The 14,113-nt window shown below is 41.9% G+C and carries 14 protein-coding genes; 10 read left to right on the forward strand and 4 right to left on the reverse strand.

The annotated features are described in order from the left end of the window. Window positions 1-11: 11 nt before the first annotated feature. From PFZ69_RS18345 to PFZ69_RS18355, 3 genes are all read right to left on the reverse strand, one after another. Complete coding sequence (locus tag PFZ69_RS18345) at window positions 12-575, reverse strand: NADPH-dependent FMN reductase (protein ID WP_270182552.1); 564 nt, start codon at window positions 573-575, stop codon at window positions 12-14. A 94-nt stretch (window positions 576-669) separates the two neighbouring features. Further along, complete coding sequence (locus PFZ69_RS18350; protein WP_270182553.1) at window positions 670-1,323, reverse strand: response regulator; 654 nt, start codon at window positions 1,321-1,323, stop codon at window positions 670-672. Between the two features lie 12 nt (window positions 1,324-1,335). Beyond that, the gene (locus PFZ69_RS18355) at window positions 1,336-2,934 is read right to left on the reverse strand and encodes a GAF domain-containing sensor histidine kinase (RefSeq protein ID WP_270182554.1); all 1,599 of its coding nucleotides are present in this window, start codon (window positions 2,932-2,934) and stop codon (window positions 1,336-1,338) included. A gap of 220 nt (window positions 2,935-3,154) precedes the next feature. Here PFZ69_RS18355 and PFZ69_RS18360 point away from each other — a divergent pair, with 220 nt between their 5' ends. Next, window positions 3,155-3,646 (forward strand): universal stress protein, encoded by a 492-nt coding sequence (locus tag PFZ69_RS18360; RefSeq protein WP_270182555.1) that lies wholly within the window; start codon window positions 3,155-3,157, stop codon window positions 3,644-3,646. A gap of 39 nt (window positions 3,647-3,685) precedes the next feature. Here the strand turns inward: PFZ69_RS18360 and PFZ69_RS18365 are convergent, their stop codons facing one another. Next, window positions 3,686-4,042, reverse strand: a complete 357-nt coding sequence (locus PFZ69_RS18365; RefSeq protein ID WP_270182556.1) for a hypothetical protein — start codon at window positions 4,040-4,042, stop codon at window positions 3,686-3,688. A gap of 137 nt (window positions 4,043-4,179) precedes the next feature. Here PFZ69_RS18365 and PFZ69_RS18370 point away from each other — a divergent pair, with 137 nt between their 5' ends. The 9 genes from PFZ69_RS18370 to PFZ69_RS18410 all read left to right on the forward strand — a co-directional run bounded on the left by PFZ69_RS18370 (window position 4,180) and on the right by PFZ69_RS18410 (window position 14,111). Beyond that, window positions 4,180-4,419: a hypothetical protein gene (locus tag PFZ69_RS18370; RefSeq protein WP_270182557.1), complete on the forward strand. Its 240-nt coding sequence runs from the start codon at window positions 4,180-4,182 to the stop codon at window positions 4,417-4,419. A gap of 85 nt (window positions 4,420-4,504) precedes the next feature. Further along, window positions 4,505-5,983 carry a hypothetical protein gene (locus PFZ69_RS18375; RefSeq protein WP_270182558.1) on the forward strand — a complete coding sequence of 493 codons (1,479 nt, stop codon included), beginning with the start codon at window positions 4,505-4,507 and terminating at the stop codon, window positions 5,981-5,983. A 2-nt stretch (window positions 5,984-5,985) separates the two neighbouring features. Next, entirely contained in the window at window positions 5,986-6,429 is a 444-nt protein-coding gene (locus tag PFZ69_RS18380; RefSeq protein ID WP_270182559.1) for a GNAT family N-acetyltransferase, read from the forward strand. Between the two features lie 96 nt (window positions 6,430-6,525). Further along, complete coding sequence (locus PFZ69_RS18385; RefSeq protein ID WP_270182560.1) at window positions 6,526-8,919, forward strand: DUF7408 domain-containing protein; 2,394 nt, start codon at window positions 6,526-6,528, stop codon at window positions 8,917-8,919. Then, window positions 8,912-9,838, forward strand: coding sequence for an ABC transporter ATP-binding protein (locus PFZ69_RS18390; protein WP_270182561.1), 927 nt, complete (start codon window positions 8,912-8,914; stop codon window positions 9,836-9,838). The genes PFZ69_RS18385 and PFZ69_RS18390 overlap by 8 nt, the downstream gene beginning before the upstream one ends. Window position 9,839: 1 nt before the next feature. Then, window positions 9,840-10,694 (forward strand): ABC transporter permease, encoded by an 855-nt coding sequence (locus tag PFZ69_RS18395; RefSeq protein WP_270182562.1) that lies wholly within the window; start codon window positions 9,840-9,842, stop codon window positions 10,692-10,694. Then, entirely contained in the window at window positions 10,691-12,241 is a 1,551-nt protein-coding gene (locus PFZ69_RS18400) for a hypothetical protein (RefSeq protein ID WP_270182563.1), read from the forward strand. The genes PFZ69_RS18395 and PFZ69_RS18400 overlap by 4 nt, the downstream gene beginning before the upstream one ends. Before the next feature lie 2 nt (window positions 12,242-12,243). Next, window positions 12,244-13,239, forward strand: a complete 996-nt coding sequence (locus PFZ69_RS18405; RefSeq protein WP_270182564.1) for an AAA family ATPase — start codon at window positions 12,244-12,246, stop codon at window positions 13,237-13,239. Then, the gene (locus tag PFZ69_RS18410) at window positions 13,236-14,111 is read left to right on the forward strand and encodes a DUF58 domain-containing protein (protein ID WP_270182565.1); all 876 of its coding nucleotides are present in this window, start codon (window positions 13,236-13,238) and stop codon (window positions 14,109-14,111) included. Before PFZ69_RS18405 ends, PFZ69_RS18410 begins: the two co-directional genes overlap by 4 nt. Window positions 14,112-14,113: the final 2 nt, after the last annotated feature.

Genomic DNA, 14,113 nt, shown 5'->3' on the forward strand with positions numbered 1-14,113 from the left:
CGCATCCAAGATCAGTTGGATGCGTTTTGTTGTGTTTCCGTCGGCTGGTTCACTTGTTTAGTGAGGGTGATCAGTTCTTTCACTACGACTAATAATCGTTCTTTCGCTTGTTCGTCTGCCATGTATCCTTTCTCATCAAAGCAAGTCGGATCGGCGCAAAACTGGTCAGGCAGCACGAGTGCGTATAAGCCGCGCATCACTGTTCTCATGTTGTTAAGAGCATTGATGCCGCCTTTACCACCGCCACCTACGGAAGCAAGCGCTGTAGGCTTATGTTTAAAATGACTTCCCCCAAGAAAATCAAGGGCGTTTTTTAGGGCGCCGCTCATGCCGTTATGGTACTCAGGTGAGCAAAGAAAGAAAGCATCAGCTTTCGTCGCATATTCTAAGAGGCGCTGTACCTCAGGATGCTCTAGGTCTGATTGATCGCCTTTGAAAAGCGGTAGTTCATGAAAATTCACATCAAAGGAGAGGACGTTGATCCCTTTTTCATCTAGTTCGTCAATAATTGTGTTCGATAAGTTGCGTGTCATGGATTGTTCACGTGGGCTGCCATTGATTACAAGAATATTCATGCGTATTCCCCTTTCATTATTTTTTCTATACTTTTAGATTATCAGAATAGAGAGAAGTCGTAATCCACAGAATGACCGATACCATTCTCAGACTTTAGTCGTATGCGTCAAACCAGTTCTTTCGGGTAGCTAGTAATGCAGCTTGTGTTCGATCGTGTAGTCCTAGTTTGGAGAGGATACTGCTGACATGCGTTTTGACTGTCTTTTCGGTAATATATAGCGTTGTCGCGATCTCTTTATTGCTTTTACCTGTTGTGATTTCTCGTAATACGTCTTTCTCCCTCGGTGTAAGCATTTCGAGTGATGGCTCACCTTCTGCGTCTGAAGTCCCATTCATATGTGAAAGTATTTGATTCGTTGCTTGAGGATGGAGGTGACGGTGTCCTTTATAAGCAGAACGGATTGTAAAGATCAGTTCGTCCGGGTCGATATCCTTTAGTTGATATCCTTCTGCACCTGCTCGAATAGCCGGTAAAACGTGTTCTTGATCAGAGAAACTCGTGAGAATGATGATTTTGGTTTTCGGTAATTGTTTTTTAATGCTTTTAGTGGCTTGAATGCCATCCATCTCAGGCATGATAAGGTCCATCAAAATAACATCTGGATGAAGTTCTTCAGCTAAGTCTACTGCTTCCTTTCCTGTTGCCGCTTCGCCTACGATTTCGATGTCTGTCTGCGTTTGTAAGAAGAGTCTCAATCCTTTTCGTACCATTAAATGATCATCTGCAAGGAGAAGTTTTATTTTCATATCGATCCCTTTCTACTTCATTAGCGGCAGAACGGCTTTAACCGTAGTGCCTTGAGTTGGAATACTATTGATTTCTAAGGAACCGCCTAGCAGCTCCGTTCGTTCTTTCATTCCCTGAATCCCTAACGTGAGTGACGAATGTGTGGTTGGGTCAAATCCTTTTCCTGAATCTTGAATCGTAAGCGCTACTTGCTTTTCCTGTATCTCCAAACTAATTCGAACATCTTTCACGTTTGCGTGATTGTGTACATTGTTTAACGCTTCTTGACCGACCCTCCACAAAGCCTCTTCAATAAACCTCGGTAACTCTTTAATGCCTTCTGTCTCAGAGTGAGGCTCTAAGTTAAGACCTGTCGCATAGGAATTTAATGAAGTCATAAGACCGGCCTCCATTCCAGCAGGTCTTAGCTGCCAGATCAGGGTTCTCATTTCACGCATCGCGTCCTGAGCCATCTGCTGAATATCTGATAGCGCATCTGTTAGAACAGGGTTTTCTTCTTTTTGTGAGCTGCGCGCTCCTCTAGCCGTCATCGACAAGGAGAAGAGCTTCTGACTAACAGAATCATGAAGATCCCTCGCTAACCTGTTCCTTTCTTCAGCGAGAAGCAGCTCTTGTTTCTTGTAATTTAGTTTTACATGTTCAATCGCTAGAGCCATATGATCTGCGATTGCTTTCGTAACATCCTTTTCACTACTTTCAAAAGCGTTGTCTTTTTCATTTGCTACTAAAAGAACGCCGATATGCTCATCTTTTACTGAAACTGGTAATGAGAGCGTTGAAGCTGCCTCTGGATATAGTGAAAACTCACTAGTTGTCTCCACAGTTTGCTGTTCATCAAAAGCTTGATCGATCATAGGAAGTTCTTCTTTAGCGTAACATTCTTTCGAAAGTGATTTTTCCCCATCTATATGATGTTTAGATAACAGAAAATCGTTTCCCTCTTTTACAAAAAAGCCAACAAATGGCCATCCATAGCATTTGCCTGTACGATTTATTACGATGTCGATGATATGATCGATTCGTTCTTGTTTCCAAAGTTCTCTCGTAATCGTTTCGAGTTTAGAGAAATTCTCGCCACGCTTTTGTTCACTTTCAAACAGTAGCGTCCGTTTAATAGCGGTACCAATTTGAAATGCAACAGATTCTAATAACGTTAATTCTTCATCTGAAAACTGTTCTTTTCCAGGAGACCCGACGTTAAGTAACCCGAACGTTTCACCTGCTGCAGCAAGAGGTACGGTAGCATGATGCGTCAGTCCCTCAGTATTACCGAGTTTTAACTTCGTGGCATCTTCTAGACGCTTGCATTCAATGATGTTTACAGCTTCTTTAAGCCTGCCATCCCAATAACGGTTCAAGCACCAGCATGATCCAGAACACATCAACTGCTTGTTGTTCTGTGACAAGGCTTGAGGTAAATGTGAGTCTGCAGTACACGTAAAGCTCGATCGATCGTGTGTGAGAAATATCCATCCAGATGTTAGTCCGGTTACACTCAGCAATTCTTCTAACACAGCCTGGAGCATCTTCTCTAAATCAGTCGAACGGTTTAGCGTTTCAGCGATCGCTTTAAGCGTTAACAGTTCTTGTTCGTGTTGCTTATCTTCCACAGTCTCTCCCTCCAAAAAACGTACAAATAGTAGAGTTCATTATACTACAAGAACCTCAGTTTCTAAATTCGCTTTGAGAAGATTTGAAAGAATTTGATTACTTCTACGTTATGATCATGTAACAAATATATCGTTAAGAATACGCTTTCAACCACAGCGTTATTTTCTAGAGGAACCGGGTATATCATTACTACTTCAATCCATAAGGAGAGTGAATAGTATGTATTCAAGAATTCTGGTTGCCTATGATCGTTCTGAAGATAGTGAAAAAGCATTGCATCAAGCAGTAAAGCTTGCAGAGCTCAACCAAGCCTCCCTCACGCTTGTACATGTGATGAAAGACTCGAATAAGTTTTCGACTCAGGCTGCAACGAGAATTCCTTATGGAACTGGTAGCATTGGAAATGAGGGCCATGCTGGCGTTCCTTCTCCTGTGAACGAAAATACTGAAGGCATGAACATTGAACGAAGTCAGGGAGAAGCCATGCTGAGGGAAGTGAAAGAAACTTTAAGGCATATGGGTATAAACGTACACACAGAAGTAAGAGCAGGTGATCCTGCTAAGGAGATAGTAGATCTAGCTGTTATGACGGAAGCAGAGTTAATCGTGATTGGCAGCAGAGGTTTGAGTGGTGTGAAAAAATGGATGTTAGGAAGCGTTAGTCAGAAAGTAACCCAGCAATCACCATGTCAGGTATTAATCGTGAAATAATTCATGATGAGAGAGCCTCTAGTCAGGCTCTCTTTTTCATTACCAGCAAAGCTTGATCGAGAGTTCGCTGCAATCACTTTCGTCCCCGGTATGAAGATCGATTCGAATCGCATCTGGTGTATAGGTGGTTTTCAAAGCAGACTGAACACCAGTACTTCTAATAAGGGAGTGAACATAGGTGTGGTCGTTACTTTGAGCTGCATCTTTAAGCTCGTGCGCAAAATGATGGTCGTCATGCACTTTGTTCAATAGCTTTCTACCTTCTTCCATAAGGTGAAGACACGTACCTGCAGAAGCTTGAAAGCGAGTTACTTGAACAGGTGGCATCGGTCGAAGATATTCTGAAGGTACATATCTGTTTGGTGGTATATACGGTGGTCTGTAATGGAAGTACATTTCACCCCTCCTTTTTTTCTTCTACATAGTTATACGGTATGGATATTAATTGGAATGTGTCACTGCTGGTAAGTTGAGAAAAAAGATTAAGACAGGTTACAATATTGGAGAAGACGTGTTAGAAGGAGTAGGGATACTTGAAGAAATATGTGATTTTCACAATTAGTTTATTTTGTTTTTATTTTATATGTAATTTGGTCATCGGCTTTATTGTGAACAAAGCGTTCCAACCAGAATGGCTGCCGATCTGGAGCAAGGGTCAGCAGATAACAGGAAGCATAACGTTCGGTCTGTTGTATAATCCAATAGATCTTATCAGTTTAATCGTAGCACTCGTGATCAGCATCGGAATTTCATCTAAATATAAACCATCTTAACCGTGTCGTGAACACGGTTTTTTTGTAGCCCTTTGCTGCCAATAGAAAGAATAGTATGATAAATCTGGAATAACTGTAAAAAGGAGTGAAGATTATTCTTAAGAAGAATACACCCAAGCTTTTGATTGTCTTAGCAATTTTTACTGGCTTTCTCCTCTATATGAATTGGAACCATGGTGAAGAGCCTACTTTTGCGATTAGTGATGATTTCGAGCAAGTTGACTCTGAACAAATGTTGATGGCTGAATTGACGAGGCAATTAACTGGATCAGAGCTAGCTGCAAACTACCAACTATTTGAAGATGTAGATTATGAGAAACTATTAATTGAGGTTCAGCGCACCTTGAAGGTTGAAAAAGCATGGTTACACCAAGGTGAGCTACAGCTTATTTATAGTATCGATTTACGCAGAGAGGATCAAAAGCAATTGGACGTGCCATATTTGATGTTTGAAGAGGTCGGTCTAATGGCAGATGGGAAACGTTATAATTTTGAACTCACAACACTCGAGACGAATTGGCTGTCCAAAGGGTATGTACATAACTATCGATTGTATAGAGGCATAAACATACGAATGACAGGTTCTGAAGAGAACTTTGAAAAGCTTCAAAACATAACTGGACATGAAGAAATTGATCAAATTGTTATCGGTCAGCCAAACATGATTCACGGTTCATTTGAAGATAAGAAGGCAATGGAGTCAATGAAGATCGGTCTCTCACTGCCTACAAATGCAAATGATGAGCTCGAAAGGATGGAGCTTAATCAGAGAACAAATTTGAACGATGGAAGAACGATCGAATGGGAAGCGCTCACTTTATTTATTCATAATACAAAGCTCTTATTCAACATGGATACCGAGCGGCCATTACAAGGTATGACGTTACGAGTTAAGAAACCGAATGGAGAAGTTTTTGAAGACCAAGTGAGTGTCGGGAGTTTAGGAAAAGGGCAGTATGAAGTGAACATGAGAGGGTTTACAGAATTCCCGAATGAACTAGACATTGAAGTGACTGCGCTTGAATTCATGGATGAAGGCACGCCCATGACGTTTACAATTCCGAAAGAAATAATCACTCAAGGGTTGAGAATGGATAAAGGAGAATCGCAATCTATCGAGAAAAAGATTGGATCTAAGAATGGCGTGAACATCTTTTTCGAAGGATTGTCTACTAATGATACATACGGTGGTCCACATGAAGAATTGATGGGGATATTGGTTGGGTTAGAAGGTGTTGAGGACAAACAATTCAATACTTGGTTTAATTACGTGACGGAAGGTATGCAAAATTTAAAATATAACATCTCAGGTGATTCTGAGTCTGAGGTCTATCAATATAGGCAAGGCCCGCTTATTGAAATATCCGACCAAGATGGAAACATCTTAGAGCCTATCGGTAGCTCACTAAATCCGACCCCTGAAAAAGAAGTTCAAAATATATTGATCGAAAGAACGTATTTTGAAAATGCTAGCGAAATAAACTTGAAGATCAGTCACTTTCCCTATGTTGAACAGCTTGAAGAGAACAATACAACGTTTAAGTTAACAAGTAAAGGAGGTTGATCATGAAAATAGATAGAGAGTTGGAAGACTATCCGTTTGATCTTCTCCTCGATGCAGATCCATCAATCGAGAAGGTGAAAGAATATCTCACGCATGGGGTTTGTTACACCGCGAGAATTAGTGAGAAGATCATCGGAACTTATGTTTTGTTACATAAAGGATCTTCCGTAGAAATCATGAATATAGCAGTAGAAGAATCATATCGAGGAAAAGGGATAGGTAAGAGATTGTTAAAGGATGCGTTAGCTAAAGCAAAACAAATGGGAGTGGAGACTGTTGAAATTGGGACAGGAAACTCTAGTATAGGTCAGCTAGCTCTATACCAAAAGTGTGGATTTAGGATCATAGACATTCAACATGGCTATTTTGAACGCTATGAAGAAGAAATAATTGAGAACGGAATCGTATGCAGAGATATGATAAGGTTATCGATTTCTGTTCGGTAAGGGATATTGTTCCATTTTCTTTATCAGAAGATGGAACTTTTTTGCATAATCAATCGTTCAATTAGTGGAGAGACGATGAAAAAGGGGGAAGAAAAAGTGAGGAACATACATAAACAATTAGCAATTATTCTATTTTTCATAGTTGCGATCTCGGTACCTCATTATGCCGATGCAGCAGGTGGGATAGAGGTAGAAACAAACATAGGCATCGACGGAAAAGCACAGATTGGAAAAGGCTTTCCTGTCGAGCTCACCCTTAAGAACAAAGGGGAGAGTGTAAAGGGCGATTTGGTCATTGCTTCAAGCAAAGGCTATTCCTCTGGTCACAACCAGGTTGTTCCAGTAGAACTAGGGGAAGGTGAGGAAAAAACCTTCCAGCTCACTGTTTCAGGGTTTGGGGAGCACGTCCAGCATTCGACAAGCCCTACAAAGAAAACGCAGCATATTTATTTTTATGAGGGAGGCTTTGAGGACGGAAAGCAAGTGGAGCTTTCAGGAGATCTCGATTTAACGCCTTCTTTTTTACCGTTCGATCGCCTTGTAGTCGGTGTGCTTAGTGATGATCAAGATGCGTTCAATGCGATTAAGGTGACGACGATAAATGGAAGTTCTCCAGAAGTCATTCAAATGGACTCCGTTTATAATTCAGCAGAAGCACTCGAGGTATTTGACCTCATTGTTATTAATGAGTATAACGCAGCGGTATTTTCAGATGATCAACAGGAGAAGATAGCAGAATGGGTTGAACGAGGGGGTAGCCTCGTTATCGGGAGTTCCTCTGGGGTGACGGAGCGTATTGGGTCGTTGAGTGACCTGTTACCGCTTACTCCAACAGGATCAGAGCAGTTAAACGAATTCAAGGTTCTTAATTCCGAGGAGTCACTGTCTCTATCAAACTTTGAAGTGATGACTGGTGAATTGAAAGATTCAGCAAAGGTAGAATTTAAGGAAGGTAACACACCACTCGTTGTTAGTGATTCTATCGGTATGGGACAGGTCATTCAGCTTACATACAACCCATCCTCAAAAGCCCTCGTTGACTGGGAAGGAAATAGCAAATGGTGGGATAAACTGATTCAAAACACTGTAGATATTAGCAGGGGAGGGTACAACTCAACGGATGACATGCTTCAGCAGCTTACATATGACTCAGAGATGTTCCCAGGATCTGTCGTCCCGATTTCAATGTTGGTTATGGTGTTTGCGATCTATCTTATAGTAGTTGTACCTGTTCTCTACGTTATTTTGAAGAAAAAAGATCGACGTGAGTGGGGATGGTGGATTATTCCTTCGCTCGCTTTGATTACTAGCATTGGTATCTATCTCGTAGGAGCAAAAGATCGATTGCAAGGAACACAAGTGAATGAAATGATGGTTTTCGAGCTAAATGAATCCGGAATGGCTTCAGGTTATGGAAGTGCGTCACTTTTAACAAATGGGAGCGGGGATTATAGTCTTTCATTTGAGGGGGAAACCTTATCTCTTTCACCAAAAACAGATCACGTCTATGAAGATATTGATTACAGCACGTTTCCTATGAAAGAAAATACGGCAGATGGAGAGAAGATCACATTCCAGGATGTAGAGTACTGGTCGACACGATCTGCAACAGTTACTGTACCATCAGTCCAACTAGGTGAACTCGAAGCTGATCTAGCAGTGGAAGATGGTCAGTTGACTGGTGAGATCACTAGTAACTTAACGTACGATTTAAACCATGTCTACCTCATCAGTGGCACAAAAACGTATGAGCTCGGAAACGTTAAAGCAAGCTCTAGAACGGCGATTACGGTCGATGACGTCGATAACACCTTAATGACTGCTCCATCTTCCTATGCTGCACAAAATGTGTTTCCAAATGCGCACAATGCTTATGGAGGACAAGGGAGCAACAAAAACTGGAAAGAGTTTTCGATTCTAGAATTCTATTTATCGAATGGCTTGCTCAATTCTAGAAATACATCCCCAGTGATAGTCGGATATATAGATGACTCGATCCTTAATGGGAAGATCAATGATAAATCACCGAAGAGAAATAGTTTAAACATGATCGTAAAGCCGGTCGAAGTTGAAACTTCAGACGCTGGAGAGTTTTCCATCGATCTAGGTGACACTGTTCCTGAGATCGAAACGCTTGAAGGAGACGCTGAATTTTACACTGAACCATTAGTGAACGGTGAGAATTGGATCGATATAGGACAGGGGAAATTTGAATTTCGTTATCAGCTTCCTGAATCGATTAACAATAAAGATGTAACGTTTGAAGAGTTGAGGGTGAAATTTGACCAACTCAACGGGAATTCTGAAATACGTTTGATGAATAAAGAAGACGGCAAGGTTCTAGAGCAACAAAGCGAGAAGATAACGAACAATGTGAAGGATTATGTTATAGATAATGCAATCGTTCTTCAAGTAGAGAGACCGAGCGGTATGAAGGGTCAATTCTTTGTTCCTCGTATAACGGTGAAGGGGGAGTTTACTAGTGATTGAGATCGTTAATCTTACGAAGCGCTATGGAACGTTCACAGCGCTCGACCAAATGAATTTAACTATAGAAAAAGGAACCGTATTCGGAGTGGTTGGTCCGAACGGTGCAGGGAAGTCTACCACATTTTCAATCCTAGCTACACTTCTTGCGCCGACGAGTGGGACAGCATATATCGATGGGATCGACGTGACGCAAAACCCGTCGAAGATTAGAGAATACATCGGGTATATGCCTGACTTCTTCGGTGTATATGATTCTTTAAAAGCAGGTGAGTATCTCGACTTTTATGGTGCGAGTTACGGTATCGCTCCGAAAGAGCGGGAAGTTTTGATCCCTCAGCTACTGGAACTGGTGAACTTATCTTCGAAGAAAGACACGTACGTTGATTCGCTTTCTAGAGGGATGAAGCAGCGTCTCTGTCTTGCTCGTTGCCTTATCCATGATCCTGAAATATTAATTCTAGACGAGCCTGCTTCAGGTCTTGACCCACGTGCACGAGTAGAAATGCGCGATATTTTAAAAGAACTAAAAGCCATGGGAAAAACGATTTTGATTTCTTCACATATCCTCCCAGAGCTTTCTGAAATGTGTGATGCGCTTGGCGTCATTGAAAATGGACAGCTCGTCGCAACAGGTTCAGTCGCTGCGATTCAACAGCAGTTAAAAGCAAACAAAGTGTTAATCGTAACTGTTCAGAATGAGTTTGAACGTGCTATACAGTTCTTCGAAGATCAGCCGCTTGCAGTTGATGTTCGAAAAACAGCTGATATGGAACTTCAGTTTGGATTTAATGGAACGGACGAAGATCAAATCCGATTACTGAAAGAGGCATTACAACAAAGCCTACCGATCCTTAGCTTTACTGAGGAAAAAACGGATCTTGAGGATATCTTTATGGAAATTACGAAAGGAGTGGAATAAGGTGAAGGCGTTACTTTTAAATCCAGTCCTGAATAAAGAATTTAAATTGAGGCTCAGGTCTTTTAAGAGCTATCTAGGGATACTCATTTATTTAATCGTTCTAGGCAGCATTGGAATCGGGTTCATCTTTTTAACGACGATGAACGCGAGGATGGGGTATTTCCGTCCGGAAGAAAGTCGCGTTATGTTCATGGTGCTGTCGATGGTGCAGCTAGGATTAATTTTGTTTATGACACCTGGATTAACAGCCGGTGTGATCAGTGGGGAACGTGAGCGACAAACGCTAAATATGCTTCTTACGACAAAACAATCTTCAGGAAGCATCATTGTAGGAAAGCTGTTGTCTTCTTTATCTTTTCTACTTTTGATCATCGTGGCATCTCTCCCGCTCTACAGCATCACGTTTCTATTTGGAGGGGTAGCCCCTAGGACCATTCTTGCTACCTTTGGACTTTACATGATTACAATTCTGACGATCGGTAGTTTGGGCGTGATGTTTTCTACTTTGATTCGAAAAACGATCGTTTCGATGATCACGACATACGGCGTCGCATTATTTTTAACGGCATTTACGGCTTTTGTTGCGGTTCTATCGATTCAGTTCATTTCGATGGGTGGTCCGACCCAAACACAAAATCCTATTCCATACCTTATGTTGATGGGGAACCCTGCTGCTGTGCTCATGACAGTCTTTGAACCTAGTATGCAAAAAGAATTGATGAAACAAAGTGGCATTTCGATTCCTCTTTGGATCAGTTACTTATTCACGTGTGTCTTCTTGATCACCTTGTCATTATGGATCAGCATTTCGAAGTTGCGGCCGAATATGAGGGTAAACAAGAGGAGAAAAGCATGACAGAAAAAGAGTCGTTTCTCTCCTATCTAACAGTCCTTAAGCGAAAGCTACAGGTTCAGTATGTAACGATGAGAGCGATCAACGGATTATTAGTAGCTTTTGGAATAGCCATTCTTATCCTTGTAGCTGGTCGGATCATCGCAATTCCGTATCTACTTTATATTTCAGCAATAAGTGCTGGACTCGTTTTCTTAGCTACATTGATTATAGCGTTGGTGAAGAAGCCTCGTTTAACGGATGCTGCAAAGTTTTTTGACCGGTTCGTTGGTGAAGATCGCGTTGAGACCGCTCTGACGTTTTTGCAAGATGATTCGAATGAGATGATCCGTATTCAGCGTAACGACACTGTTCAGAGAATGCGTCGTACGATGACAGAAGTTCATAATATGAAACTTTTAACAAGCAAAAAGCGAATCAGCTCTTTGGTAGGTACAGGTCTTTTGATTGCTGCCTTGGTTCTTTTTCCTAACAACACGATGGAGCAAGGGTTCCTCATCGAGAAAGAGAATGAATTGGTAGAGAAAACAAAAAAAGAGTTGGAGGATCTAGCAAAGGAAAAAGATTCTCGACTACAGGAAGAGCAAAAAGAGTTATCAAAACAACTTGAAGAAGCGAATTCAGCTGAGGAACTGTTGCAAACTCTGTTAACAAAAGAAAAAGAGTTAAACGAATTGAAAAAAGAAGCTGAAAGAGCGAAAAAGCAGCTCATGACCCTTTCCGAAAAGAGTGAGGGGCTAAAAGGCATGTCAGAGGCTCTAAAAAACCTTGATCAAGATCAATTAAAGGAAGCGATGGATGCGTTAAAACAAGAAGAGCTTTCACAGGAGCAAAAAAACACGCTGAAGACGTTAGAAGAACAGATGAACGGTTCATCCAATTCCGGCGAGTTGTCTGATGAAGAGATACGTGAGTTATTAGAAAGCCTTGAAAAATCATTGAGTGAAGCTGTTGCGAGTGCCAACCAGTTGGGGGATATTCAGGCATTACAAAACAGCTTGCAAAGCGGGGCGAAGTCTCTAAATTCATCGATGCAAGCTTCGGGTATGGGAGGCGTACAATCGCTTTCTTTTGCCAACTCTAGCTCACAATCTAGTAGCCAAGGAAATTCTAGCGGCAAAAGCACGGGGTCTGCCAGTGGGAATTCTGAATCGGCCGATGGAGCAGGCACGTCGGGCAGTGGAGGCAAAGGAAGAGGAACTGGAAATGGAACTGGAAACGGAAATGGAACTGGAAGCGGTTCGAGCTCTGGAACAGGCGGTTCATCAGGTGGAACAGGTCAAGGTGATCGAGGGCTATTGACCGTTCCTGATCGAATTGGTGGAGAAGGAACGATCGAACAAGATAGCGGTGAACTTGGAGAAGGTAGCAGTGAGATGGAAGAAGCCAAAGAAGCGCCGGTCCTTCCTGGTTCAGTCAGGTCTTACCAAGAAGTGTACGGTGATTATGAAGAAGGATACCGGCAAAGCGTAGATCGGATGCAGCTCCCAACACATTTAGAATCTCTCGTGAAACAATATTACAGTGAGATGAACCCGGAAGGAGAATAACAGTGGTCGAATTGAAAGAACAGGAAAATAAATTATCATACACTAGAGAGAAAGTAGAAGAGATTCGAACAGAGCTTGGCAAGTTTATTGTAGGGCAAGAAAAGACGATCGAGCAGGTTCTTTGGACGATCTTTTCTGGAGGGCATGCGTTGCTTGAAGGCTTGCCAGGATTAGGAAAGACGATGCTCGTAAGAACGCTTTCAGATATTATGGATTTGGATTTTTCTAGGATTCAGTATACGCCTGACTTAATGCCCGGGGATATTACGGGTACGATGATGATTCAACCTGATGAAAAGGGAGGACAATCTTTCTCGTTTCATAAAGGGCCCATCTTCTCAAATATCGTGTTAGCTGATGAAATTAACCGTGCCACACCGAAGACTCAGAGCTCATTACTAGAAGCGATGCAGGAAAAAACAGTAACCGTAATGGGAGAAATGAAAAAACTTCCGCGTCCATTTTTTGTCTTAGCTACACAAAACCCAATCGAACTTGAAGGAACGTACCCACTACCAGAAGCACAGATGGATCGGTTCTTAATTAAGATCGACGTAGAGTATCCTTCGCGAAATGAATTGAAAGAGATTGCGGTGCGAACAACGGGTGGGAATGATGTAAAACTCGAAAAGGTTGTAGACGGTCAGTTTATAGTAGATGTTCAAAACCTAACGAACGACGTTCTCGTGACTGATAGCATCATGGATTTTGCAGTCTCACTCGTTTTGAATACACATCCAGATCAAGAAGGAGCACCTGAGGCTGTTCAACAATATGTACGATACGGTTCAGGACCACGTGGCCTTCAAGGAATCATCAAGGTTGCAAAAACAAGGGCGCTTTTAGCGGGGAGGGCTAATGTGTCGATCGGTGATATAAAACAAGTCGCTATACCGGTCCTTAGGCATCGAGTCTTCCTGAATTTTGAGGGTGAAGCATCAGGCGTTGTGACGGATGATCTTCTTATGGAAGTAATTAAGGGATTAGAAGAAAGATGACGCTATTATCTCCACAGTTCCTTCAACGATTACCTAAACATAGAATTCAAACTGCAATTGTCGCAAAAGGTACTCATCGAGGGGAAAGAAAATCTACGAAGCTAGGAACGTCTCTCGAATTTTCCGATTATCGCCTTTATTCACCAGGGGACGACCTGCGACAAATCGATTGGAATGCTTATGCCCGAACAAAGCGTCACTATATTAAGAGGTTTATGGATGAACAAGAGCTGTTGATTTCCATTTATTTAGATTCTACCTCTTCCGTTATGTTGGACAAAGGAAAAAGGGAGTATGCTCAAGCTCTCGCGGTAGCATTCGGATATATGGGTTTATGCGGAGATGACCGAGTATGTCTTCATCCGGTCGGTGACAAGATACCCTCTTTTCCATTTCGTAAGGGACGAGCGTATAGCACGAAACTTCTAAACTATGTTACGTCTCTTAATCACATTGAGGAAAGAGCAACGCAGTCTTTTATGAAAGACGTTGTTCGTAAACTTCCGAAAAAGACTGGGATTTCCATCGTGATCAGCGATCTCATGGAGCCATTAGATGAGATTCAATTTACTCTGAAGCGACTTCAAGCACAAAAACAACAGGTGCGATTGGTGCAAGTGCTGTCAGAGGAAGAAGTAAACCCTAGTTATAAAGGGGACTTGAAACTGATCGATAGTGAAAGTTCTACAGAAACAAACGTCTCGATGAGTAAGAATGTCCTTCGCTCCTATCAAAAAAGATTCGAGTCTCATCAGCATGATCTCGCTCAGTTTTGTTCAGAGCGTGGGATCAGTTTTGTGACATGTTCAACTTCTGAGACGATCGACAACGTAGTGTTTCGTGATTTCCGTAGGAAAGGCTGGATTTTGTGAGG

The organism is Alkalihalobacillus sp. CinArs1, from assembly GCF_947387515.1.
Lineage (GTDB): Bacteria > Bacillota > Bacilli > Bacillales > Guptibacillaceae > Guptibacillus.